Below are 25,516 nucleotides of genomic sequence, written 5' to 3'. Positions count from 1 at the left end.
CCGGGTGAACTCGGGGTGACCCACGGGTCAGGTCGGCATGGACACAGCCTGACCTGCTCGGGTGCGCAGCGGAACGCTCACGGGACGTTCATCGTTCGCATAGATCCACGTTGACGCGGCCACGTCCAGTACGGCGACAACACCGGTATGCGTGTCGTCATAGTGACCGAATCCTTTCCCCCCGATGTGAACGGCGTGGCCCACTGCGCGTTCCAGACCGCCCGGCACCTCGTAGATCGCGGTCACCTTCCGCTCGTTGTCGCGCCGGCCACCGCGTCCGGCCCCGAGCCCGGCGTGGATGCCCTCGCGCCGTGCCCCGTCGTCCGTGTCCCCTCCCTCCCGCTCCCGGGCTACCCCCAGGTCCGCGTTGCCCTGCCCAGCAGGCGTGTGGCCGCGGCGATCGTCGAGCACCGTGCCGACGTCGTCCACCTGGCCAGCCCCTTCGTCCTCGGCGTCCGCGGCATGGCCGCGGCCGCCCGGCTCGGTGTCCCCGCCGTGGCCGTCTACCAGACCGACCTCGCCGGATACGCCCGCACCTATGTGCACGCGGGCGAGGCGGCCGCCTGGCGCCGCATCCGCTCCGTCCACGCCGCCGCCGACCTCACCCTCGCCCCCTCCAGCGCGTCCCTGCAGGACCTGGAGGCGCACGGTGTGCCCCGGGTCAAGCTGTGGCCGCGAGGCGTCGACACCGTTCGCTTCCGCCCCGACCTGCGCGACGAGGCGCTGCGCCGGCAACTCGCCCCGAACGGCGAGATGATCGTCGGCTATGTCGGGCGGCTCGCCCCCGAGAAGCACATCGAACTGCTGGCCGACGCGTGCCGCCTGGAGGGTGTCAAGGTCGTCGTGGTCGGTGACGGGCCGAGTCAGCCCAATCTTGAGCAGGCGTTGCCCGGCGCGGTCTTCCTGGGCCGTCGCATGGGCGACGAACTGGCCCGGATCTTCGCCTCCTTCGACGTCTTCGCGCACACCGGCCCCTTCGAGACCTTCTGCCAGACCGTGCAGGAGGCCATGGCCAGCGGTGTGCCCGTCGTCGCGCCCGCCGCCGGCGGCCCGCTGGACCTGGTCGCCCACGGGCGCACCGGGTTCCTCGTCCCGCCGCGCGACTCGGCCGCCGTACGGGACGCCGTATGGTCCCTCGCCGCCGACCCCGAGATGCGTACCTCGTTCGGCGCCGCCGCGCGGGCCATGGTCGAGGGACGCACCTGGGCGGCCGTCGGCGACCAGTTGATCGGCCACTACGGCGCCGTGCTCGCGGGCCGGAAGACGGCGGTGGCGGCATGACCGGACAGTCGCTGCGGATCGTCCGCCTCGCCAACTTCGTCGCCCCCGCCTCGGGCGGGCTGCGCACCGCCCTGCGCGAGCTCGGCAAGGGCTACCAGGCCGCCGGGCACGAGTCCGTGCTCATCGTCCCCGGCGACCGCGCGAGCGACCGGCAGACCGAGCAGGGACGGATCATCACCCTGCCCGGCCCGCTGCTGCCTGGCACCGGCGGCTACCGCGTCCTCGCCGACAAGCGGCGGGTGGCCCGGCTCCTTGAGGAACTCGCCCCCGACCGCCTGGAGGTCTCCGACCGTACGACCCTCAGGTGGACCGGCAAGTGGGCCCGCCGCGCCCGCGTCCCCGCCGTGATGGTCTCCCACGAGACCGCCGACGGCGTGCTCCGCACCTGGGGCCTGTCGGAGTCTGCGGCAAGGCGTGCCGCCGACGCCCTCAACGTCCGTACGGCACACACGTACGCGCGCGTGGTGTGCACCACGGAGTTCGCCGAGCGGGAGTTCGTGCGGATCGGGGCGCGCAATGTCGTACGGGCCCCGCTGGGCGTCGATCTGGTGGAGCGGCGTCCGGCACTGCGCGACGCGGGCCTGAGGGACCGGTACGCGCGCGAGGACGAGACACTCCTCGTCACCTGCACCCGGCTGTCCGTGGAGAAGCGGCCGAGCACGGCCCTGGACGCTCTGGAGTCCCTGGTACGCCGGGGTCGGCGGGCGGTGCTCGTGGTGGCCGGGGACGGGCCGCTGCGGCCGCGTCTCGAACAGCGGGCGCGGGAGCGCGGGCTCCCGGTCACCTTCCTCGGGCACGTCTCCGACCGCGGGCTGCTCGGCGCGCTCCAGGCCTCCGCCGACGTGTGTCTGGCCCCCGGGCCCGCCGAGACCTTCGGGCTCGCCGCGCTGGAGGCCATGGCGTGCGGCACTCCGGTCGTGGTGAGCGCCTCCTCCGCGCTGCCGGAGGTCATCGGATCGGCCGGGGCCGTCGCCGCGGATCGCGGGGAGGCCTTCGCGGACGCCGTGGACATGCTGCTGGAACGCTCCGAGGCGGAGCGCCGCGAGATCGCACGCGCGCGTGCGGAGTGCTTCGGCTGGGACACGGCGGTCCGGGCCTTCCTCGCGGCGCACGACGCGGACGTCTTCGTACGGCGCTCCGTGCCCGGAGGTGTGGCATGAGCGGGGCCGCGTCATGAGAGGCCTGCGCTTCGTCGCCCTCGGTGACTCGCTCACCGAGGGCGTGGGGGACCCCGTCGGAGAGGGGTGGCGGGGCTGGGCCGCGCTGCTCGCCGACGGGCTCTCCCAAGGGGACGTGGACTTCACCAACCTCGCGGTGAGCGGGGCGCAGACGCGGGACGTGCTGGAGCGACAGTTGCCGGCGGGGCTCGCCCTGCGGCCGGATGTCGTCTCCGTGGTCGTCGGCGTCAACGACACCCTGCGCTGCACCTTCGACATCCACGCCGTGGCCGCACGGCTCGACAGGATCTACGCCGCCTTCCGCGAGCAGGGTGCGGTGCTGCTCACGGCGTGTCTGCCCGACCCGGGCACGATGCTAGGCCTGCCCGGCGCGTTGGCGCGTCCGCTGGCTCGGCGGCAGCGGGCTGTGAACACCGTGGTGCACGCGCTGTCCGAGCGGTACGGGGCGGTGCATCTGCATGCCGCCGAGGGGGGTTGGACCGCCGAGCGCGCGATGTGGAGCTCGGACCGGCTGCATCCCAGCGAGCGGGGGCACCGGCAGTTGGCGGTGCGGTTCCATCAGGTGCTGGTGGAGCGGGGCGTGGCGACGGGGGTCGTGCCCTCGGCCGAGCCGGAGTTTCCTGTGCCCACGAAGTCGGCGAGTCTGTGGTGGCTGGCCACGGCGGGGACCGGGTGGGTGGTGCGGCGGTGTACCGATCTGCTGCCGCAGTTGGTGACGTTGGCCGTGGACGAGATGCGACATCGTGCGCGAGGGACCAGCGGGCGGCTTGATCTGCGGGCTGCGCATGCGGTGTCCATGGCGTTGGCCGCGCTTTCGGTGGCGTCGCAGGAGCAGCAGGCTGAGGCGGCATGAGTGCGTTGTCGGGTGCCGGCCGTAGGTGGCTGGTCGCGCAGTTCCCCGCGCCCCTGGGTGGGTTATCGCCCGCGTACCTCCGTGAAGCGCACCGGAGTTCCCGGTTCCGCCTGAGCTGCTGCCGGGAGGTCTGTCTCGCGGACCACTCCGATCACCGGGTAGCCGCCGGTGGTCGGGTGGTCGGCGAGGAAGACCACCGGTCTGCCGTCGGGTGGGACCTGGACCGCGCCCAGGACCATTCCCTCGCTGGGGAGTTCGCCCACCAGGGACCGCTCCAGCGCCGGCCCTTCCGTGCGCAGGCCGATGCGGTTGCTCGCTGAGGAGACCTGGAACGTGCGGGACGTGAAGAAACGTACCGCTTCTGGCGTGAACCAGTCGTCTCGTGGGCCCAGGGTGACGCGTAGGACGAGTTCTGCGGGGGGCGCCGGCTGCGGTGCTGTGTCCACGCATATGTGGAGCGCTGTGGGGGTGCCCAAAGGGAGTACCGCGCCGTCCGTGAGCGGGGCCGGGCCCAGGCCCGACAGGAGGTCCGTGGAGCGGCTGCCCAGGACCGGCTCCACGGTGACGCCTCCGGAGACGGCCACATAGCTGCGTACCCCTGAGAGGGCCGTGCCGATGTTCAGCAGAGCCCCTGCCGGTACGCGTACAGGTGCGCTCCAGGCTGCCGGCCGGCCGTCGACCGTCACCGGGCAGGGGGCGCCGGTCACGGCCACGGTCACCGTCGAACGGGGGCGTACCGCACAGCCGTTGAGGGTGGTCTCCAGGACGGCCGCCTCGGGGCCGTTGCCGACCAGGCGGTTGGCGAGGGCCGCCGCGGGGCCGTCGAGGGCGCCCGAACGGGGTACGCCGAGGTGGGCATGGCCAGGCCGGCCCCGGTCCTGGACGGTGGTGAGGGCTCCGGAGCGTACGACGGAGAGAGCGCGGTCCGTCATACCGACTCCACGAAACGTACCCGGGTTCCCGGTGACAGCAGTGCGGCCGGCACGCGCGCGTGGTCCCAGAGCACGGCGTCCGTGGTGCCGATGAGCTGCCAGCCGCCCGGCGACGAGCGCGGGTACACGCCCGTGTACGGGCCCGCGAGCGCCACCGAACCCGCTGGGACCGCCGTGCGCGGGGTGGCCCGGCGCGGGACGTCGTAGCGAGCGGGCAGGCCGGTGAGATAGCCGAAGCCGGGGGCGAACCCGCAGAAGGCGACGGTGAATTCGGTGTCGGCGTGGATGCGGGCCACTTCTGACGGGGAGACGCCCCAGTGCGCCGCCACGTCGGCCAGGTCGGGACCGTCGTAGCGCACCCGGAGCTCGATCGCCTCACGCGCGCGGGGAGCAGCGGGCGGTACCTCGGCGGCGGTGAGTTCCGAGGCCAGGCGCGCCGGTTCGGCGAGGCCGTCGAGGAGGACCGTGCGGGCCGCGGGCACGATCTCGCGGACCGTCAGCGAGCCCTCCGCGCGGCGGCGCACCAGTTCGGCGTGCAGGGCCTGGGCCTCGTCGCCCGAGGAGACCTCGACGAGCAGGGCGGCGTCCCCGACCGGCAGGGCCCTCATACGAAGGCCTCCACTCGGACGCCCGACGACTCCAGGCGCTCCCGGACCCGGCGGGCCAGGTTCACCGCGCCCGGAGTGTCGCCGTGCACGCAGAGCGAGCGCGCGTCGACCTCGATGCGGGCGCCCGAGCGGGTGATGACCGTGCGGTCCCGGGCCAGGCCCACGGAGCGCTCGACAACCGACTCGGGCTCGGTGACCACCGCGCCCTCCTGGCCGCGCGGCACCAGCGTGCCCTCCTCGGTGTAGGCGCGGTCCGCGAAGGCCTCCGTGACACCGGGCAGGCCGGCCTTCCCGGCCGCCTCCAGGAGACGCGAACCGGGCAGGCCGAGGACGGGCAGTTCGGTGTCCGCGAGGAGCACGCCGTCGATGACCGCGGCGGCCTGTTCCTCGTCGTGCACGACCCGGTTGTAGAGCGCGCCGTGCGGTTTGACGTACGACACGCGTGTGCCCGCCGCGCGGGCGAAGACCTCCAGGGCGCCGATCTGGTAGGCCACCTCGGCCGTCAGCTCGGCGGACGGCACGTCCATCGCGCGCCGCCCGAACCCGGCCAGGTCCCGGTAGGAGACCTGGGCGCCGATCCGTACCCCGCGCGCGGCCGCCAGTTCGCACACCCGCCGCATGGTGGCCGCGTCCCCGGCGTGGAACCCGCAGGCCACGTTGGCGCTGGTGACGACGGACAGCAATTGTTCGTCGTCGGTCAGTCGCCAGCGGCCGAAGCCCTCGCCGAGGTCGGCGTTCAGATCGATCGAGGTCATGGACGTCTCATGTCTCCTTCCAGGGGTTTCAGGCCACCCGGTCCAGGGCGGTCAGGCCACTCGGTACTGCTCGTCGCGGGCGTCCGTCAGGAACATCTGGCCCGGTGCGTGGGTGATGGCGAACGGCGGCCGGGACGCCATCACCGCCGCCTGAGGCGTCACTCCGCAGGCCCAGAACACCGGGATGTCGTCCGGCTCGATGTCCACCGGCTCGCCGAAGTCGGGACGGCCGAGGTCGTCGATGCCGAGCCCCGAGGGATCGCCGCAGTGCACGGGGCTGCCGTGCACTGCCGGGAGCAGACTGCTCTCCCTCAGGGCGGCCGCCAGATACTGCGGCGGCACCGGGCGCATGGACACGACCATCGGGCCGTGCAGCCGGCCCGCGGAACGGCACTGTCGACTGGTCACGTACATCGGAACGTTCCGGCCCTGCTGAATGTGCCGGATCGGGACGCCTGCCTCCGAAAGTGCCCACTCGAAGGTGAAACTGCAGCCGATCAGGAACGACACCAGGTCGTCGCGCCAGTGGGTGCGCACGTCCCTCGGCTCGTCCACCAGCTCGCCGTCCTCCCACACCCGGTAGCGGGGCAGATCGGTGCGCAGATCGGCGCCGTCCGCGAGGACGGTGGTCCAGTCCCCGGCGTCCGTGACGTCGAGCACCGGGCAGGGCTTGGGGTTGCGCTGGCAGAACAGCAGCATGTCGTACGCCCAGTCGGCGGGCACCGAGATCAGGTTGGCCTGGGTGTGGCCGGCCGCGACCCCGGCGGTGGGGCCCGTCAGACCCGCGCGGAAGCGGGTGCGGGCCTGAGCGGGGCTCCACGCGTGCGCGTGCTCGTCGACGAGGGTCAGGGGAGGGTCCTCGGTCATGAGGTTCGGGGCGCGGTCTTCCGTACGGTTCACGCGAGTTCCTTTCCACGCGTCTCCGGCAGTCCGAGGAGGGCCAGTGCGGCGAGGCCGTAGCCGATGGCACCGAAGACCAGCGCGCCGCCCGTGCCCCAACTGTCGGCCAGGAAGCCGACGGTGGTCGGGAAGACCGCGCCGACCGCGCGGCCCGCGTTGTAGGTGAAGCCCTGTCCGGAGCCGCGTACCGCCGTCGGGTACAGCTCACTCAGATAGGACCCGAAGCCGCTGAAGATCGCGGACATGCAGAACCCGAGGGGGAAACCGAGCACCAGGAGCAGGGTGTTGGCGCCGTCCGGGATGTTGCCGTACGCCACGATGCAGACGGCCGAGAGCAGGGCGAAGAGCCAGATGTTGCGTCGGCGGCCCAGGCGGTCGGTGAGGTAGCCGCCGGTCAGATAGCCGAGGAAGGCGCCGGAGATCAGGAACGTCAGATAGCCGCCGGTGCCGACGACCGACAGGCCCCGGTCGCTCTTCAGGTAGGTCGGCACCCAGGTGGCGAGCGTGTAGTAGCCGCCCTGGACACCGGTGGACAGCAGACCCGCGAAGATCGTCGTACGCAGCAGGTCCGGTTTGAAGATCGCCGTGAAGGAGCCCTTCCCGGCCCTCTTCTCACGGGCCGCGACCGCCTCGGGGGCGTCCTGGACCCGGCGCCGCATCCAGACGACGAGCAGCGCGGGCAGCGCGCCGGTCCAGAACATCACGCGCCAGGCCGTGCCGTCGTCGAAGACCGAGAAGACCAACGTGTACATGATCGCTGCCATGGCCCAGCCCACGGCCCACGAGCTCTGGATCGCGCCCAGGGTGCGGCCCCGGTGCTTCGAGCTCGCGTACTCGGCGACCAGGATCGCGCCGACCGCCCACTCGCCGCCGAACCCGAGACCTTGGAGAGCGCGGAAGACCAGCAAGGACTCGAAGTTGGGCGCGAAGCCGCAGGCCACGGTGAAGACCGCGTAGGTGATCACCGTGATCATCAGCGCTCGGACCCGGCCGGCCCGGTCGGCCAGCACCCCCGCGAGGGCTCCGCCGATGCCGGAGGCCAGCAGGGTGACGGTGGTGAAGAGACCGGTCTGGCCGCTGTCAAGGCCGAAGTACGCGGCCAGCGCGACCATGCTCAGCGGGAGCGTGAAGTAGTCGTAGGAATCGAGGGCGTAGCCGCCGAATGCGCCGGCGAAGGCGTGGCGGCCGCGCGGGCCGAGCGCTCGGAACCAGCCCAACGCCCCGTCTTCGGCGGGGCGTTCGGTCGCTGTGGGGTCGGCGGTCAGGGCCTGTTGCGGCGGGGTCGTGCTCATGGGCACCTCGCAGTGGGAGGACGGAGGGTGCGGAGCTGAGCCGTGCGGTGTTCCAGCAAGGTAGAGGATCGTTCAACGATCCTTCAATACCCCTGTTGTTTCGTTCTCGTGTCTGCGGTTGAATTCCGGGCATGGCAGAGCAGTTGAGCGGACTGGCCGACGACCGCGCCCTCCTGGGTCGCACCAGCACGGCCGAGCGGGTCTCGGACATCCTCAGAAGCCGCATCGCCGAGGGCTACTTCCCGCCCGGCACCCGGCTGTCGGAGGACAGCATCGGAGGCGCGCTCGGGGTCTCCCGCAACACGCTCCGCGAGGCGTTCCGGCTGCTCACCCACGAACGCCTGCTCGTCCACGAGCTGAACCGGGGCGTCTTCGTGCGCGTCCTGGCCGTCGAGGACGTCGAGGACATCTACCGCACGCGCGCGCTCGTCGAGTGCGCCGTCGTGCGGAGTCTTGGGGAACCGCCGTACGCCCTGGACTCGCTCGCGGAGGCGGTCGCGGAGGGGCAGCGGGCGGTGCGCGAAGGTGACTGGAAAACGCTGGGCACGGCCAACATCCACTTCCACCGGGAACTCGTCGCCCTCGCGGGCAGCGACCGCACCGACGAACTGATGCGCAGCGTCTTCGCCGAACTCCGCCTGGCCTTCCACGTGGTGGACGACCCTCGTCGGCTGCACGAGCCGTATCTGGCGCGAAACCAGCAGATTCTCGGGGCCCTGCAGTCCGGGGACAAGGCCGAGGCCGAAAAGCTGCTCGCCGTGTACCTCGCCGACTCCCTGGAGCGCGTGGTCGAGGTGTACAGGCGAAGGGTGGGCGAAGAGATCTAGCCAGGGGCGCGGGGCTGTATCCGATATGCGGCTCCGCCGCGTGGGCCCGACAAGCCCCCACCGGCCGGCACCCGACGAACCACCGGTAGTCGCCCGTCCAGCCGCCGGAGGCGATCCGCGTCGTTTGGGGAGTTGTCAGACCGAGGACCTAGTCTGTGCACCGTGACTTCGCCTGCGACGACGGACAGCGTTCCGCCCCAGTTCAGCGCGGGGCCGCGCCCCGCACCGGGCCCGGCCGCCGACGAGGGACTGGCGCGGCGACTTCGCGCGCTCGCATGCACCGCGCCGCTGCACGACCTCGACACCCGCAAGGCGAACCTCGCGGGCGAATACTCGGTGTACGGCATGGCGGAAGTGGCCCTCTCCGCCATCGACCTGGTCACCCTGAACATGGACTTCGACACCGGCGCCGACCACGACCAGATCGTCGCCCGCCTCATCCCGCGCATCGCCGCCCAGGCCCCGCAGCGGCCCGTCGCCGAGCATGAGCGGGTGGCCCGCTGGGTCCTGGAGAACCTGATCAATGTCGGCAGCGTCGACCGGGGATTTCGGGCGGTCTACGGCACTTTCGACCCGGACGGTACCTATGTCCGGCGCGACTACGACTTCAAGCTGATCGAAGAGGTTCCCGGCCCCGGCGGCTCGGTTTATCTCCGCACGACCGACGAGGCGGTCAACGTCCTCGTCGGTGCCCTGGACACCGATGTCACCAGCGCCCAGATCGCCGCCGAGGTCAAGCTGGAGGTGCTGATCAGTCGTGGCCGCCTCGCGGACGCCCAGCTCGCCGCCGAGCAGGCCCGGTACCGGACGGTGCAGTACTCCGAGACCCTGCGCAGGGCTCTGGACGCGACCCGGCGCAATGTCCGGGCCGTCGACTGGCTCAACTCCGTACCGGACATGATCGCCGAGGCCCTCGACCACGTCGCCGACCGGTACCGCCACGAGAACGCGATCCTCACGAACATCCGCAAGGCGCGCGACGAGTCCGAGGACCCCGAGCAGAAGCGGCGGGCCGCCGAACTGGTCGACATCGTCAAGGACTGCATCCGACGCCACACCCAGCTCCAGTCCCGACTCCTGGAGGCGGGGCCGCTGTTCCGCGCCGAGCAAGACAGGCAGGCCTTCGCCACACCGATGACCACATCGGGGATTGACCTGTACGGCCATCTCGTCGCGCCGGTCCTTCCGCTGCCGTTGGAACAGGCCACCCGGGTCACCGACGCGTTCTTCGCGCGCGGTACCGGGCTGCGCACACCGGTGTCGGTGCGGGTGGGCGATCTCGTCGACATACTTCTGACGCCGCCCATGGAACGGGAGCATCTGGGCGCGGAGATGCCGGAGCCGGACCTCATCGCCACACCGGACGACAGCCGATTCAGCGAGGAGCAGTTGGCGGCCGCGAAGGAACTGCTGGATCTGCCGGCGGACGCGCCGCGACGACTCTCGGGACTGCTGGCGGAGGCCCGCCGGACCGGCGGCTTCGATCTGGCCTATCTGGTGGCCCTGTTGGCGGTGTATGCAGCCAGCCCCGCGGTCGGCACGGCGTACCGCCAGGGCGAGGAGAAGCTGCTCTTCGCGGTGGACGACGGGACGGAACTGGACGATCCGGACTTCGGTGGTGCGGACTTGATCGTGGGCACAGCCCTGCTGGACGCCGTGGGGATGGCGGCGGACCGGACGGAGGCGGCATGAGTGAGGTCGGGCCGGTCGGAGGCGGCATGAGTGAGGTCGGGCCGGTCGGAGGCGGCATGAGTGAGGTCGGACCGGACGCAAGCAGCATGAGTGAGCAAGAGCGTGACAAGGAGCCCCAGCCGTGAGTGAGCATGTCGAGTGGAGCGACGTGGAGGTCCCGACCCCGTCGGCGCCCGCCGCCGTCACCCCCGCCGACGCCGCCGACGCCGCTCGGCTCGTCGCCTTCGGGCTGCAGCCCAAGCTGCAGCCCGCGCGGGACCAGGAGTACGCCGAGTTGTTGCGGCGCTACCGGGAGGATCCGCCGTTCGCGCGGCTCGCCGATGCCGTCGCCGCCGGGCTCGGACTGGTCGTGCTCGAAGTGTCCCCGCGCACGGGGATGGCCGTGACGGCCGCCGAGGACTCCGTGTTCGCGGTACGGATGGGGGACTACGCGCGTCGTACGTCAGCCGACGGCGGTGACCGGTTCCTGCACGGCCTCGCCCATCTCGCAGTCGCCGCCATGGCGTTCCCGCGGCCCGAGGACCTCGCCGACGACGGTTACATCGGGCGCGTCTCGGTCAACGGCGTCGACGCTTTCGTACGACAGGCCTGCCGACGCCTTGAGGAGCGGGCCGAGGAGGTCGGCGAGAACACCGATCCGGCCACGGACGCTCCGGGTCTGGAGGCGGCCTGGCGGATCTGGGCGAGACGCAGCGCGGCCGGGGCGACCAAGGACGCGCGCCGGCTCGCCGGGTCCACTACCGGCATCGTGGGGAAGGCCGCCGCCTTCCTCACCGACTCCGGGTTCCTGCAGCGCACGGGGGACGACAACGGCGGCACCTACCGGACCACGGCTCGTTACCAGCTCCAGGTACGGGACATGGCCGGCAGCGCCGCCATGGCCGAGCTCCTCGATCTGGGGGTCGTCCCGGTCACCGACGGCACGCCGACCCTGCTGCCCGCCGAGGACGGCGACGATCTGGAGCTGGCGGCCGAAGCCGGGCTGCCGTTCCACTCCTGAACTTCCCTGACCTGCCGAAGACTTACGAGAGTCCGCCATGTACGAGCTGTCCCGGGTCCGCCTCTACTCCATCGGCCCTGCCGGTGCGCGCTACGCCGACACCGTGCTTGACCTGCGCGGCGTCGGCGCGGAAGTGCCCGACCCCGCACCCACCCAGGCGGAGTTCTTCGAGGAGGAGCCCGTCGGTCCGCCACGTCGGCCCGCGCCCGCCGGGGTGCTCTTCCTGGAGAACGGCGGCGGCAAGTCCGTCCTGCTCAAGCTGATCTTCTCGGTGATGCTGCCCGGCCACCGGAACACGCTCGGCGGCGCCAGCTCCGGTGTGCTGCGCAAGTTCCTGCTGGCGGACGACTGCGGACACGTGGCCCTGGAGTGGCAGCACACCCTCACCGGTGAGTGCGTCGTCGTCGGCAAGGTGAGCGAGTGGCGCGGGCGCCAGGTCTCCAACGACCCGCGGAAGTTCGCCGAGGCCTGGTACTCGTTCCGGCCCGGGCCGGGACTCAGCCTCGACAACCTGCCCGTCGCCGAGTCCACCGCCGTCCGGCCGCCCGTCGAGGGCCAGTCGGCCGCGCAGGGCCGCCGCCGCACCATGAAGGGCTTCCGGGACGCCATCACCGAGGCGGGCAAGGCGTATCCGCATCTGGAGGTGCACTGGGAGGAGATCCATGACCGCTGGATCGAGCACCTGGGCGACCTCGGCCTGGACCCCGAACTCTTCCGCTACCAGCGGGAGATGAACGCCGACGAGGGTGAGGCCGCCGGACTCTTCGCGGTGAAGAAGGACTCCGACTTCACCGACCTGCTGCTGCGGGCCGTGACCGACACGCGGGACACCGACGGGCTCGCCGACCTGGTCGGCGGCTTCGGCAACAAGCTGGGGCGACGCGCCGAGCTCATCGCTGAACGGGACTTCACCGCCGGGTCGGTGGATCTGCTGGGCCGGATCGTCGAGGCCGCCGAAGCGCGCTCACGCGCGCGTGACATCCACACCGGCGCGGAACGCCGTACGCGGACGCTGGCCCGGCGACTGTCCGCGCGGGGCGGTCAGGAGCGGGTTCGGGCCGCCGATCTGGCCCAGCGGGTCACCGCCGCCGCGTACGCCGTCACCCATGCCGAGGCCGGCCGTGAGCGCAGCGCGCTGATCGCCGCCGAACTCGCCTACCGGCACGCCTCCCTGGCGCTGGCCGCCGCCGAGAAGTCGGCCGCCGCACAGAAGCGCGAACTCGCCGACGCGCGCACGCTGCACTCCGCCTGGCAGGCCGCCGAGGCCGTGCTGCGCCACCGCGCCGCCGCCGACCGGGTCGCGCGTGTGGCCGCCGCCATCCAGGAGGCCGAGCGGGACGCGGCCCCCGCGCTCGCCGCCCGGGCCAAGGCCGCCGTCGATCTCGTACGGGCCCTGCACACGGCCGCCGAGAGCGCCGAGACCCTCGCCAACGAGGAGGAGGAGAGGTCCGCCGCTCTCCAGGAGGTCGGCGAGTCCGCGTACCGGGACTCCACTTCGGCCGCCACCGAGGCACAGCGCGCCCGCAGCGAGGTCGGACACCTGCGCCAGCGTCTGAGCGAGGTCGAACAGGAGACCGCCGAGGCCGTCCGCGTGGGCTGGCTCGACGACAGCGCGCCCGATGCCGACCCCGCCCGCGTGGCCCTCGCCGCGAGCGACGCCGAGAAGACGGCCGTCGCCGCCTGGGACACCGCCCGCGAGGCCTCGCACCGGGCGAGCGAACACGCGCGCGAGGCGGCCTCCGCCGAGTCCCGCGCGGAGCTCACCGCCGCCCGCGCGGAGGACGCGGCCACGGCCGCCGAGCGGTCCTACGATGCGGAGCGCCGACTTGCCGAGGGGCTGGCGGGGGAGGAGCGGCTCGCGGAGCTGCTCAGCCTGACCGGGGTCTCCGGGGGAGTACCGGGGCCGCGGGCCGGGGCCGACGGTAGGAAGAAGGCGGGGGGCGACGGCACGAGGGACGACGGTCTGGCCGGGCGCGAGGGTGCCGGTGCCGGGCGTGGCACCGACCTGCACCCCAGCTCCACGGGGGCTTTCGCCGACGGCGGTCTCACCCCCGAGGACCTCGACCGCTTCGCCGACGAGCTGCGCGAGCTGCTCGACGACTCCGTCTCATCCGCCGAACGCCAGCTGTTCGAGCTGCGTACGGCAGCCGCCGACGACTCGCGGATCCTCGGTGCGCTCGGTGACGGCGGGCTGCTGCCGCCGGGCCCTGACGTGCTTGCCACCGTCGAGTTCCTCGGCGAGAACGGCATCCCGGCACTGCCCGGCTGGCGCTATCTCGCGCAGGCCGTCGACCCTGCCGACCACGCCCGCGTGCTCGCCGCCCGGCCCGAACTGGTCGACGGCGTGATCATCACCGACCCCGACACGCACGCGCGTGCCCGCGAGGTACTGAACGACGCGGCACTGCTCCCGCGCTCCGCCGTCGCCGTCGGTACGGCTGCGGCGCTGCTGGCGCCGACTCCGGCAACCGATGCGCAGAGCGCCGATGTCTTCCTCGTACCGCCGAACCCGGCCATGCACGACGAGCACGCCGCCGACGAGGAGCGCCAGGCCCTGCGCGCGCGGGCCGGCGAGCGGGACGAGGAGATCCGGTCGCTCGCGGCCCGGCTCGGCAAGGACCGCGAGCTCGCGGCCCGGCTCGCCTCCTGGCGCACCGGCTGTCCGTCCGGCCGGCTCGTCGAGCTGGCACAGGCCGCCCGGGACACACGCGCATTCGCCGAGGAGTCGGAGGCCGAGCTGGCCGAGGCGCGCACCCTCCGGGCCGAGGCCGACGAAGCCGCCGCCGAGGCCGCCCAGACGCGCGACGAACGGCAGGAGGCCGCCCAGAAGGCCCGCCGTGCCGCCGACGCCCTTGCCGGGCTCGCCTACCGGCTGCGCGAGCGGGCCGGCTGGCAGGTGAAGCTGCGCGAACTGGCCGACGAGGCCACCGAGTCGGAGGCCCGCGCCCAGACCTGCCTGGAGCGCGCCCGTGCCGCCGACGAGGACCGACGCGGTGCCCAGCGTGCCGCCGACGACGCCCGCCGAACCGCCCGTGCGCTGCGTGCCGAGCGCGCCGAGATCGCGGGCGCCCCCGACGACGTACCGGACGGTGACCCGGATGCCTCCAAGGCGTCCCTGCCCGCGCTCCGCGAGGCCTATCGGGCCGCCTCCCAGCTGTACGAGAAGGTCGGTGTCGGCGCCGACCTGCGGGCCGAGCAGGCCCGCGCGGAGAGCGACGAGAGCGGCGCCCTGGCCGAGCTGGACCGGCTGAGCAACAAGGTCCGCACGCGCGCGGGGCAGTTGCTGCAGTCGACCGCCGGCTCCGACGGGCCCTCCCGGCAGGCCGCCGCCGCCCGCGCGGAGGAACTGGTGCAGCTTCTGGAGACCCGTATGTCGACCGCGAGCGAGCAGCTCGGGCGGTTGCGCGGCGAGGCCGAGCGGCACGCGCCCGAGGACGGCGAGGCGCACACCGAACTGCCGGAGGAGCTGGAGCCCCGCGACGCCGAGCACGCGCAGGCGCTGCTGCGTACGGCGACCGCCGAACTCGCCTCCCGCGCCGAGGCGTTGACGCAGGCCCGGGAGGCGCACGCGGAACTGCTCGGCTCCCACCGGGCCGCCGAGGACGCGGCGAGCGGCTTCGACGAGATCGCCGCGATGCTCCGCGACCTGCTGCGCGAGCACGCCTCGGACGAGGAGCAGGACGAGTCGGAGCCCTACCCGGGCAGCACCGAGGAGGCCCGGCAGTCCGCCGCCGAGGCACGCCGGTCGCTGCGCGGCTGCGCCGCCGACCTCTCGGCCGCGGAGTCCGCCGTGCGCGAGGCGAGCGACGTGCTCGTCCGGCACGCCAACTCCACGCGCTACGAGCAGGTCCGCACCCCTGCCCGGCAGCAGATCCGCGAGCTGCCCGCGTCCGCGCTGCCCGAGCACGCGCAGAAGTGGGCGGACGCCTTCGCGCCCCGACTCCGTGTACTGACCGACGAGTTGGCGCAGCTGGAGCGGAACCGGGACTCGATCGTGGACCGGCTGCGGGGGCTCGTCGAGTCCGCGCTCGCCACGCTCAGGTCCGCCCAGAGGCTCTCCCGGCTGCCCGAAGGGCTGGGGGAGTGGTCCGGGCAGGAGTTCCTTCGGATCCGCTTCGAGGAGCCCGATCAGGCCATCCTCACCGAGCGGCTCGGAGAGGTCGTCGACGAGGCGACCCGGGCTGCCGTGAAGAAGAACTCCGACCTGCGGCGCGACGGAATGTCCCTGCTGCTGAGGGGAGTCGGCGCCGCGCTCCAGCCCAAGGGAGTGGCCGTCGAGATCCTCAAGCCGGACGCCGTACTGCGCGCCGAGCGGGTGCCCGTGGGACAGATGGGCGATGTGTTCTCCGGCGGTCAGCTGCTCACGGCAGCCATCGCGCTGTACTGCACGATGGCGGCCCTGCGATCCAACGACCGGGGTAGGGACAAGCACCGGCACGCCGGCACGCTGTTCCTGGACAACCCGATCGGCCGCGCCAACGCGACGTATCTGCTGGAGCTCCAGCGGGCGGTGTCGGACGCGCTCGGCGTCCAACTCCTCTACACGACAGGTCTGTTCGACACGACGGCGCTGGCGGAGTTCCCTCTGGTCATCCGCCTACGGAACGACGCCGACCTGAGGGCCGGTCTGAAGTACATCAGGGTGGAGGAACACCTCCGCCCAGGCCTGCCCGAGCAGCCCCGGACGGGCGACGCGGTGCACAGCGAGATCACGGCGACGCGAATGTTCAAACGTCCGGCGCCTGCAGCGCCCTGAGGACCGCGACGACCCTGGGCCGGGGCGGTCAGGGGTGGGACAACTGCCCCGTCCCGCCGCCCTGCTGCCGTATCCGCTCCTGCGCCCGCTCAGCGGCACGCGCCTGTCGCCGGGCCTTGCGCCGCTCACGCCGCAGCGCACGCGCCGTGCTGCTCGGGGTCGACACCACGCCGTGGCGCTGGTTCCACACCTGGCGGGTCACCCACACGTCCAGAGCACCCCAGGTGGCCACCACCGTGCTGGCCACACTGCTCAGCACCATCGGGAACGCCAGCCAGGAACCGGCCAGGGTGCACAGGAACGCCACCATCGCCTGAATCAGCGTCACAGCGATGATGAGGACCGCCCGCACCGCGGAGGTCCGCACCGGATCCGCCAGTCGGCGCCTGCGTGCGGACTCCTCGACCCACAATGGCCGGTACGGCTCCTCCTGGACCGCGCCGTACCCGCTCGGCACACCCGCCCCCGCCGGAATGTCGTGAACCGGCGCCTTGGGGCGCCGTACCGCCGTCGCACGCGCCGTCTCCACGCCGCTACCCGGCGCCTCCTGCCGTTCCGCCGTGCCCATCACCGTGTCACTCCCCACCGCCGGCAGACCCCTCGTCCCGGTGTCCGTGGACCGGGCTTCAAGGTGGCTGCCCGGCTTGCGCTGGTTTACGCCGCCCAGTTGCAGATGCGGCTCCTGTGGCCGAATCCACCGCCATTTCCCGTAGAGAAGGACGAACAAGACCTCTTCAAGATTCCCGCACCACGTCAAAGAAACGAAAAAATCCAGCCAACCACCCGCCCCGGCCGATCGGTTCCGGTCCGACGCGAACCGCGTGATCTCAGGAGGCAATCTCCCGCAATGGGTGGACAACTCCCCATGTCTAGATGTCGGAGCGGAAGTTCAGGTTCCGGAGGGAGCTTCGAGTTACGTGTGCGTCAGTAGTAGGCTCGCGCCGTTTGTTGACGTACATATGTACCCCCGGCCGGTGGGGGTCGAGCTGGGGGAGGCCATGCGCTTTCGCGGGAAGTCGATCCGCCGGAAGATCGTGGCGCTGCTTCTCGTGCCGCTGGTATCCCTGATCGCGGTGTGGGGCTTCGCCACGGTACTGACGGGACGTGAGGTCACCCGGCTGTTCCAGGTGTCGACCGTCACCGAGAAGCTCGGCTACCCCGCCGAGGGCACGGTGCGCGTGCTCCAGCAGGAACGACGGCAGACACTTGTCTACCTCGCCGACCCACGCGCGTCCGACGCCCTGTCCGCGCTGCGCAGCACGCGGAGCGCCTCCGACGCCGCCATCACCAAATTCCGCCAGGACGCGCACGATCCCGATGTCCTCGACAGCCTGGACGAGGACGACGACGAGCGCCTCACCGCCGTCCTGGACGCGTTCGAAGGCATCGACTCGCTGCGCCGAAGCGTCGAGGACGGCACCGTTTCCCGACTCCAGGCCCTCGACCAGTACAACCGGCTCGTCGACCCCAGCTACGCCCTCCTCGCCACCCTTGACGGCGTGGACAGCGTGGAGCTGGACAAGCAGGCCCGTGCCCTGGTGAACATCACCCGGGCCCGCGAACTGCTGTCCCGCGAGGACGCGTTGCTCAGCTCCGCCCTGGTGGTGGGGAAACTGGACCATGACGAGATCCGTGACGTCTCCGACCTCGTCGCCCAGCGCACCATGATGTACGACATCAGCCTGGCGGTACTGCCGACGGCGGAGCGCGAGCGCTATGAGCGCTTCTGGAACAACGCCGGCACCGCTCCGCTGCGCTCCGCCGAGCAGTCGGTGGCCTCCGCCGAACCCGGTACCTTCAACAAGGTCAGCGCCAAGAGCTGGGACGCCGCCGCAGCCGGCGTGCTCGACGAACTCGCCAAGCTCGACGACCAGGCCGGCGACCGTCTTCAGGACCGGGTCCGCCCGGATGCGATGGGGGTCATCGTCAAGGCGGCCTCCGTCGGCGTCCTCGGACTGATCGCCCTGCTCTTCTCCCTCGTTCTGTCCGTGCGTGTCGGCCGCACCCTCATCCGCGATCTGAGGCAGCTGCGCCTGGAGGCCCACGAGGCCTCGGGCGTACGACTGCCCAGCGTGATGCGCCGCCTCTCCGTGGGCGAACAGGTCGACGTCGAGACCGAGGTCCCGCGCCTGGAGTACGACAAGAACGAGATGGGCGAGGTCGGTCAGGCCCTCAACACCCTCCAGCGCGCAGCCGTCGAAGCCGCCGTGAAACAGGCCGAGTTGCGCGCCGGCGTCTCCGAGGTCTTCGTCAACCTCGCACGCCGCAGCCAGGTCCTGCTCCACAAGCAGCTCACCCTGCTCGACACCATGGAACGCCGCACCGAGGACACCGACGAACTCGCCGACCTGTTCCGCCTGGACCACCTGACCACCCGCATGCGCCGGCACGCCGAGGGCCTCGTGATCCTCTCCGGAGCCGCCCCCTCCCGGCAGTGGCGCAAGCCCGTCCAGCTCATGGACGTCGTACGCGCCGCCGTCGCCGAGGTCGAGGACTACGAGCGCATCGAGGTCCGCAGGCTGCCCCGGGTGGCCGTGACCGGACCGGCCGTCGCGGACCTCACCCATCTCGTGGCCGAACTCCTGGAGAACGCCACCGTGTTCTCCCCGCCGCACACCGCCGTCCAGGTCCTGGGCGAGCGCGTCGCCAACGGCTTCACCCTGGAGATCCACGACCGCGGACTCGGCATGGCCGCCGACGCACTGCTGGACGCCAACCTCCGGCTCGCGGAGACACCCGAGTTCGAGCTGTCCGACACCGACCGGCTCGGCCTGTTCGTGGTCAGCCGGCTCGCCCAGCGGCAGAACGTCCGCGTCTCGCTTCAGCCTTCGCCCTACGGCGGCACCACGGCCGTGGTCTTCATCCCGGACGCGCTGCTGACCGACGACGTCCCCGACACCAATGGGATCGGCTTCCGCCTCGACCGCCCCCAGCCGTCGAAGGAGGCCGAACTGGAGGAGGCGCAGCGGGCCTCACTGACCCGGAGACCGGCCCAGCTGCCGGGCATGCCTCCCGCGATCCTGGACGGCCCGGTCGAACTGGAGGCACCCGTCGACCTGGACGCGCTGCACGACTTCCCGGGCGTGCTCGACTCCGAGGACAGCGAGCGCGGCGGACTGTTCCGCCCGCGCCGATCGCTGGCCCAGGTCGACGACGGGACTCCGGACATCGATGGGGCCGACATCGGTGGCGACGGTCCGGACGCCCCCGTGTCGCTGCCGCGCCGCCGTACGCCCAAGCTGGTCAGTTCCCACGGGCGCCCCGTCACCGACGACCGTCCGGGGCGTGAGGAGTCCGACGAGCCACCGGCGATCGGCCCGGGTGCGTCCCGGACGCAGCCGACGCCGGCCGTGGGACCGGGGCCCGCACGCTCCGAGCCGCCGCCACTGCCGAGCCGCCGCCGCGCCGCGGCCCTGCGCCGGGGCACCGGCGTGGCCGACCGCCTTGACGAGCTGACGGAGAGCTCAACCTCTTCGGCGTCGCCGAGCCGCGAACTCGGCGGAGGGTCCGGCGCTCCTGCCCTGCCCCGGCGTACCCGGCGTGCCGAGATCGCGTCGAGCGGCGCGGGTGCGGAGGACTCCGCCATCGGTGCCACCGGCAGGCCGGACGAGCCCGCTCTCGGCCCGGTGGGTTCCGCTCCTGGCGCTCTGGAGAGGGGCGGTTCGACGGGTGGTGTCGTACGGCCCGGCTGGGGCGAGTACGCCTCCGGAACCTCTGGGGCGCCCGGCTCCTCGGCCAGGCCTCCCCTCGGCGCCGCACGAGGGCCCCAGGACACCGCTTCCGGCACTGCCCCGCTGCCCCGCCGCGTACGACAGGCGAACCTGGCCCCACAGCTCAAGCAGAGCCCCGAGAGGCGCCCCCAGAACCAGGGGGAGCCCGCCGAACGGGACGCCGACGAGGTACGCAGTCGCATGGCCTCGCTCCAGCGGGGCTGGCAGCGTGGCCGCGAGGAGAACGCCACGGGAGACGACACGCCCGGCGGCACAGCACCACAACGAACGACTAAGGGGGACGGTCGATGACCGCACCGAAGGCGACCGACAAGTCCGGCGAGCTGAACTGGCTCCTCGACGACTTGGTGGACCGCGTCGCGAGCATTCGCAAGGCCCTGGTGCTCTCCAGCGACGGCCTCCCGACCGGCGTGTCCAAGGACCTGACCCGCGAGGACAGCGAGCACCTCGCCGCTGTGGCTTCCGGGTTCCACAGCCTCGCCAAGGGCGTGGGCCGGCACTTCGAGGCGGGCAACGTCCGGCAGACCGTGGTCGAGCTGGACGATGCCTTCCTGTTCGTGACGGCCGCCGGTGACGGCAGCTGCCTCGCCGTCCTCTCGGACGCCGACTCGGACGTGGGCCTCGTCGCATACGAGATGACGCTCCTGGTCAAGCGGGTCGGTGTGCATCTCGGTGCCGCCCCACGCACCGATCTGCCTCAAGGCGGGTAGTGAGATGGCATGAGCACAGACGGTCAGGGAAGAAGCCACTGGTTCGACGACGAGGCCGGACCGGTGGTCCGTCCGTACGCCATGACGCGCGGCCGCACCACAAGTGTCGGCCAGCACCGCCTCGACCTCATTGCGGTCGTCGTGGCCGAATCCCATACGGACGATCCCGACGGGGACCACTCGCTGTCGCCCGAGCACGTGGACATCGTCGACCTGTGCCGGGACACCCCGCAGTCGGTCGCGGAGCTGTCGTCCGAACTCGACCTGCCCATCGGAGTGGTACGGGTCCTCATAGGCGATCTCGTCGACTCGGAGTGGGTCCATGTGAACCGGCCGGTGCCACCCGCGGAGCTCCCGGACGAGAGCATCCTGCGCGACGTGATCAACGGCCTCAGGGCCCTGTGACCGACCGTCCCGCCCGTCCGGGGGCCGCTCCCTCAGCGCCGCGACGCGCTCACGGCCGGTGGCCGGGAACGGTGTCGCCCGGCCCCTCCACCGCACGCGCCTGACCTCGGAGAACGCCGAGGCAGGGGGCCGCGACTCCGTCGGGTGTGTCCACCGGTCCGCGGCGGGCGCCGAGACACCCCGGCCGATATGATCCGACTGATCGTCGACGAACGTCCGCGGACAGCCGGCCACCAGCCCGCGGACACGGTGCCGAGCAGTGCGATCGGGGAGACGGACGTGACGACTGGCTGGCAGTTCTGGGTCGACCGAGGCGGTACCTTCACCGACATCGTCGCGCGACGCCCGGACGGCAGCCTGCTCACCCACAAGCTCCTGTCGGAGAACCCGGCGCGTTACACCGACGCCGCGGTCGCCGGAGTCCACGCACTTCTGGACAGCTCCGAGGAACCCGTCGAGACCGTTCGCATGGGCACCACCGTCGCCACCAACGCCCTCCTGGAGCGCAAGGGCGAGCGCACCCTCCTCGTCATCACCCGTGGCTTCCGCGACGCCCTGCGCATCGCCTACCAGAATCGCCCCCAGATCTTCGCCCGCCGGATCGAACTCCCCGAACTGCTCCATGAACGGGTCCTGGAGGTCGACGAGCGCATCGCCGCCGACGGCACCGTCCTGCGCGAACCCGACCTCGACGCCCTCGCCGGCCCCCTCCGGAAGGCGTACGACGACGGGATCCGGGCCGTCGCCGTGGTCTGCATGCACAGCCACCTCCACCCAGCCCACGAACAGGCGGTCGGAGCGCTCGCCGCCCGCGTCGGCTTCCCGCAGATCTCGCTCTCCAGCGAGGTCAGCCCGTTGATGAAGCTCGTCCCGCGCGGGGACACCGCCGTCGTCGACGCCTACCTCTCGCCGGTGCTGCGCAGCTACGTCCAGCACGTCGCCGACGAACTCGAAGGCGTGCGGCTGATGTTCATGCAGTCCAACGGCGGCCTCGCTGAAGCCGGGCAGTTCCGCGGCAAGGACGCAGTTCTCTCCGGCCCCGCCGGTGGCATCGTCGGGATGGCCCGCATGTCGCAACTGGCCGGCTTCGACCGGGTCATCGGCTTCGACATGGGCGGCACCTCCACCGACGTCTCGCATTACGCGGGCGAGTACGAACGCGTCTTCACCACACAGATCGCCGGAGTCCGGCTGCGCGCCCCGATGCTGGACATCCACACCGTCGCGGCCGGCGGCGGCTCCGTCCTGCACTTCGACGGCTCTCGCTACCGCGTAGGGCCGGACTCGGCGGGCGCGGACCCCGGCCCCGCCTGCTACCGGGGCGGCGGCCCACTCACCGTCACCGACGCCAACGTGATCCTCGGGCGGATCCAACCCGCCCACTTCCCCAAGGTGTTCGGTCCCGATGGCGACCAGTCCCTCGATGCGGAGCTGGTCCGGGACCACTTCGCGGATCTCGCGCGCGAGATCCGCGAGCAGACCGGCGACGACCGCAGCCCCGAACAGGTCGCCGAGGGCTACCTCCAGATCGCCGTCGCCAACATCGCCAATGCCATCAAGCGGATCTCCGTCCAGAAAGGGCACAACGTCACCCGGTACGCCCTCACCACGTTCGGCGGTGCGGGCGGCCAGCACGCGTGCATGGTCGCCGACTCGCTCGGCATCCGCACCGTCCTCGTCCCGCCCATGGCCGGAGTTCTCTCCGCGCTCGGCATCGGCCTCGCCGACACCACGGCCATGCGCGAACAGTCGGTCGAGGCACCCCTGGAGCCCGCAGCGATGCCCGGCATCCTGGAGACCGCCGAGGACCTGGAGCGCGCCGCCCGCGCCGAACTCCTCGCCGAGGACGTCCCCGAGACCCGCATCAAGGTCACCCGTCGCGCCCAACTCCGCTACGACGGCACCGACACCACCCTCAGCGTCGAACTGACCGAGCCCGGCACCATGACCCAAGCCTTCGAAGAACGTCATCGCGCCACGTACTCCTTCACCCTCGACCGCCCGATCGTCGTCGAAGCCCTCTCCGTCGAAGCCACCGGCATCACCGAACCCCCCGATCTCTCCGCCCTGGCCACCTACCAAGGTCACCCCGCCGCCCCAGACACCGTCCGCCTCCACACGGGCGGCACCTGGCGCGATGCTCCCCTCCACCGCCGCGAGGACCTTCCCCCCGGCGAGACCGTCACCGGCCCCGCGATCATCACCGAGGCCAGTGCCACGACCGTCGTGGACGACGGCTGGCGGGCCGCGACGACCGACGACGGGCATCTGGTCATGGAACGCACGGCGATTACGGAGAGTTCCGATCTCGACACGGAATCCGACCCGGTTCTGCTTGAGGTCTTCAACAACCTCTTCATGTCCATCGCCGAACAGATGGGTGCCCGGCTGGAGTCCACGGCCCAGTCCGTCAACATCAAGGAACGCCTGGACTTCTCCTGCGCGCTCTTCGACCCGGACGGAAACCTGGTGGCCAACGCCCCTCACATCCCCGTCCACCTGGGCTCGATGGGCACCAGCGTCAAGGAGGTCATCCGCCGGCGCGGCCCATCCATGAGCCCCGGGGACGCCTACGCCGTCAACGACCCGTACCACGGCGGCACCCACCTGCCGGACGTCACCGTGATCACCCCCGTCTTCGACACCGAAAGCACGGAGGGTGACCGGATCCTCTTCTATGTCGCCTCCCGCGGACACCACGCCGAGATCGGCGGCATCGCTCCCGGCTCCATGCCCGCGAACAGCCACACCATCGAGGAGGAGGGTGTCCTCTTCGACAACTGGCTGCTCGTCGAGAACGGCCGCTTCCGCGAGGAGGAGACGCTCCGCCTGCTCACCGAGGCGCCGTACCCCTCGCGCAACCCGAGGACCAACCTCGCCGACCTGCGCGCCCAGATCGCCGCCAACAGCAAGGGCGTCGACGAGGTCGGCCGAATGATCGACAACTTCGGCCTGGACGTCGTCCAGGCGTACATGAAGCATGTCCAGGACAATGCGGAAGAGGCAGTGCGCCGTGTGATCGACGCGCTGGACGACGGTGAGTTCGCCTACGAGACCGACTCGGGCGCCGAAATCCACGTACGCGTGCGCGTGAACCGCGAAAACCGTTCCGCCACCGTCGACTTCACCGGCACCTCTGCCCAGCTGGCCACCAACTTCAACGCGCCCTTCGCGGTGGTCAACGCGGCCGTCCTGTACGTGTTCCGGACCCTGGTCGACGACGACATCCCGCTCAACGACGGCTGTCTGCGCCCGCTCGACATCGTCGTACCGCCCGGCTCCATGCTGGCGCCCGCACCGCCGGCCGCCGTCGTCGCGGGCAATGTGGAGACCTCGCAGGCCATCACCGGCGCCCTGTACGCGGCTCTGGGCGTCCAGGCCGAGGGCTCCGGCACCATGAACAACGTCACCTTCGGCAACGACCACCACCAGTACTACGAGACCGTTGCGTCCGGTTCCGGCGCGGGCGACGGCTTCGCCGGAGCGCCCGTCGTCCAGACCCACATGACCAACTCGCGGCTCACGGACCCCGAGGTCCTGGAATGGCGACTGCCCGTGCGGCTCGACGAGTTCGCGCTGCGGCCCGGCAGCGGCGGAGCCGGAAGGTGGCAGGGCGGGGACGGCGCCGTGCGGCGCATCCGGTTCCATGAGCCCATGACTGTTTCCACGCTGTCCCAGCACCGTAGGGTGCCCCCGTACGGCATGGCCGGCGGCGAGTCCGGCGCGCTGGGCGCCAACCGTGTGGAACACACGGACGGTACGGTCACCGAACTCGGCGGACGCGACACGGCGGACGTCGGCCCTGGCGATGTGCTCGTCATCGAGACCCCCGGCGGCGGAGGCTATGGCCCGCCGTCGCCTCAACACCCCCAGCAAGCAGGAGAAGAGACCAATGATCTTCGGGCGTTCTGAGCGCGGCAAGCCCCCGGTCGAGCCCGTCACGCTCAAGATCCTCGTGGCCGGCGGCTTCGGCGTGGGCAAGACCACGTTCGTGGGCGCGGTCAGCGAGATCAAGCCGCTGCGCACCGAGGAACTGCTCACCGAGGCAGGCCGTCCGGTCGACGACACGAGCGGTGTGGAGAGCAAGCGCACCACCACCGTCGCCATGGACTTCGGGCGTATCACCCTGCGCGAGGACCTGGTGCTGTACCTGTTCGGCACACCAGGACAGGAACGGTTCTGGTTCATGTGGGACGAGCTCTCCGAGGGCGCCCTGGGGGCCGTCGTGCTCGTCGACACCCGTCGCCTGGAGGACTGCTTCGCCGCCGTCGACTACTTCGAGCGGCGCTCCATACCCTTCCTCGTCGGCGTCAACTGCTTCGAGGGAGCGATCCGTTACCCGGAGCAGGACGTACGGCAGGCCCTCGACCTCGACGAGGACGTACCGATCGTGCTGTGCGACGCCCGGGACAAGCAGTCGGTCAAGGACGTACTCGTCGGCGTCGTACAGCACGCCATGGCGTACTCGGCGCGGCACCGCCAGACCGTCACCACCTGAGCGGGGTGCGGCCCGTACCCCCACCGACAGGGGTACGGGCCGCTGCTTCGACGGCACTACGCGCGTGTGCCCGGCTCTCGCGGCACCACGCACGCGTG

Annotated in this window: 18 protein-coding genes; 12 read left to right on the top strand and 6 right to left on the bottom strand. The window is 71.7% G+C overall.

Annotated elements, in window-relative coordinates; translation table 11 throughout:
• The first annotated feature begins 147 nt into the window (after positions 1–147).
• From ACI2L1_RS16905 to ACI2L1_RS16895, 3 genes are read left to right on the top strand one after another with little or no spacing between them, the layout of a single operon-like run.
• Positions 148–1,281: a glycosyltransferase family 4 protein gene (locus ACI2L1_RS16905; protein ID WP_404740095.1), complete on the top strand. Its 1,134-nt coding sequence runs from the start codon at positions 148–150 to the stop codon at positions 1,279–1,281.
• Entirely contained in the window at positions 1,278–2,441 is a 1,164-nt protein-coding gene (locus ACI2L1_RS16900; RefSeq protein WP_404740094.1) for a glycosyltransferase, read from the top strand. Before ACI2L1_RS16905 ends, ACI2L1_RS16900 begins: the two co-directional genes overlap by 4 nt.
• A gap of 13 nt (positions 2,442–2,454) precedes the next feature.
• Complete coding sequence (locus ACI2L1_RS16895) at positions 2,455–3,312, top strand: SGNH/GDSL hydrolase family protein (protein WP_404740093.1); 858 nt, start codon at positions 2,455–2,457, stop codon at positions 3,310–3,312.
• A gap of 62 nt (positions 3,313–3,374) precedes the next feature.
• Here ACI2L1_RS16895 and ACI2L1_RS16890 read toward each other — a convergent pair whose 3' ends face one another.
• From ACI2L1_RS16890 to ACI2L1_RS16870, 5 genes are read right to left on the bottom strand one after another with little or no spacing between them, the layout of a single operon-like run.
• The gene (locus tag ACI2L1_RS16890; RefSeq protein WP_404740092.1) at positions 3,375–4,244 is read right to left on the bottom strand and encodes a biotin-dependent carboxyltransferase family protein; all 870 of its coding nucleotides are present in this window, start codon (positions 4,242–4,244) and stop codon (positions 3,375–3,377) included.
• Positions 4,241–4,852: a 5-oxoprolinase subunit PxpB gene (gene pxpB / locus ACI2L1_RS16885; RefSeq protein WP_404740091.1), complete on the bottom strand. Its 612-nt coding sequence runs from the start codon at positions 4,850–4,852 to the stop codon at positions 4,241–4,243. The genes ACI2L1_RS16890 and pxpB overlap by 4 nt, the downstream gene beginning before the upstream one ends.
• Positions 4,849–5,607, bottom strand: coding sequence for a LamB/YcsF family protein (locus ACI2L1_RS16880; protein ID WP_404740090.1), 759 nt, complete (start codon positions 5,605–5,607; stop codon positions 4,849–4,851). Before ACI2L1_RS16880 ends, pxpB begins: the two co-directional genes overlap by 4 nt.
• 51 nt (positions 5,608–5,658) lie before the next feature.
• Positions 5,659–6,474, bottom strand: coding sequence for a putative hydro-lyase (locus tag ACI2L1_RS16875; protein WP_404740220.1), 816 nt, complete (start codon positions 6,472–6,474; stop codon positions 5,659–5,661).
• 29 nt (positions 6,475–6,503) lie between these two features.
• A complete protein-coding gene (locus ACI2L1_RS16870) occupies positions 6,504–7,799 on the bottom strand; it encodes an MFS transporter (RefSeq protein ID WP_404740089.1) in 1,296 nt (431 codons plus the stop codon).
• 131 nt (positions 7,800–7,930) lie between these two features.
• On the opposite strand from ACI2L1_RS16870, the gene ACI2L1_RS16865 reads away from it, so the two are divergent.
• The 4 genes from ACI2L1_RS16865 to ACI2L1_RS16850 all read left to right on the top strand — a co-directional run bounded on the left by ACI2L1_RS16865 (position 7,931) and on the right by ACI2L1_RS16850 (position 16,074).
• A complete protein-coding gene (locus tag ACI2L1_RS16865) occupies positions 7,931–8,626 on the top strand; it encodes a GntR family transcriptional regulator (protein ID WP_404740088.1) in 696 nt (231 codons plus the stop codon).
• A gap of 162 nt (positions 8,627–8,788) precedes the next feature.
• Complete coding sequence (locus ACI2L1_RS16860) at positions 8,789–10,318, top strand: hypothetical protein (protein WP_404740087.1); 1,530 nt, start codon at positions 8,789–8,791, stop codon at positions 10,316–10,318.
• Between the two features lie 121 nt (positions 10,319–10,439).
• Complete coding sequence (locus ACI2L1_RS16855) at positions 10,440–11,318, top strand: hypothetical protein (RefSeq protein ID WP_404740086.1); 879 nt, start codon at positions 10,440–10,442, stop codon at positions 11,316–11,318.
• 37 nt (positions 11,319–11,355) lie between these two features.
• Positions 11,356–16,074, top strand: coding sequence for a hypothetical protein (locus ACI2L1_RS16850; protein WP_404740085.1), 4,719 nt, complete (start codon positions 11,356–11,358; stop codon positions 16,072–16,074).
• A 28-nt stretch (positions 16,075–16,102) separates the two neighbouring features.
• Here ACI2L1_RS16850 and ACI2L1_RS16845 read toward each other — a convergent pair whose 3' ends face one another.
• The gene (locus ACI2L1_RS16845; protein ID WP_404740084.1) at positions 16,103–16,642 is read right to left on the bottom strand and encodes a hypothetical protein; all 540 of its coding nucleotides are present in this window, start codon (positions 16,640–16,642) and stop codon (positions 16,103–16,105) included.
• 430 nt (positions 16,643–17,072) lie between these two features.
• Here ACI2L1_RS16845 and ACI2L1_RS16840 point away from each other — a divergent pair, with 430 nt between their 5' ends.
• The 5 genes from ACI2L1_RS16840 to ACI2L1_RS16820 all read left to right on the top strand — a co-directional run bounded on the left by ACI2L1_RS16840 (position 17,073) and on the right by ACI2L1_RS16820 (position 25,418).
• Entirely contained in the window at positions 17,073–20,096 is a 3,024-nt protein-coding gene (locus tag ACI2L1_RS16840; RefSeq protein ID WP_404740219.1) for a nitrate- and nitrite sensing domain-containing protein, read from the top strand.
• Positions 20,093–20,515 (top strand): roadblock/LC7 domain-containing protein, encoded by a 423-nt coding sequence (locus ACI2L1_RS16835; RefSeq protein ID WP_057614086.1) that lies wholly within the window; start codon positions 20,093–20,095, stop codon positions 20,513–20,515. Before ACI2L1_RS16840 ends, ACI2L1_RS16835 begins: the two co-directional genes overlap by 4 nt.
• Before the next feature lie 9 nt (positions 20,516–20,524).
• A complete protein-coding gene (locus ACI2L1_RS16830; RefSeq protein WP_404740083.1) occupies positions 20,525–20,920 on the top strand; it encodes a DUF742 domain-containing protein in 396 nt (131 codons plus the stop codon).
• A gap of 189 nt (positions 20,921–21,109) precedes the next feature.
• Entirely contained in the window at positions 21,110–24,832 is a 3,723-nt protein-coding gene (locus ACI2L1_RS16825) for a hydantoinase B/oxoprolinase family protein (protein ID WP_404740082.1), read from the top strand.
• On the top strand, positions 24,813–25,418 hold the full coding sequence (locus ACI2L1_RS16820) for a GTP-binding protein (RefSeq protein WP_404740081.1): 606 nt from the start codon (positions 24,813–24,815) through the stop codon (positions 25,416–25,418). Before ACI2L1_RS16825 ends, ACI2L1_RS16820 begins: the two co-directional genes overlap by 20 nt.
• Positions 25,419–25,516: the final 98 nt, after the last annotated feature.

The sequence above is a fragment of the Streptomyces sp. NPDC019531 genome (genome assembly GCF_044903305.1).
In the GTDB taxonomy this organism is placed as follows: Bacteria; Actinomycetota; Actinomycetes; order Streptomycetales; family Streptomycetaceae; genus Streptomyces.
The sequence above is the reverse complement of the archived record's forward strand: the minus strand, read 5'-3'. Positions and strand labels throughout refer to the sequence as shown.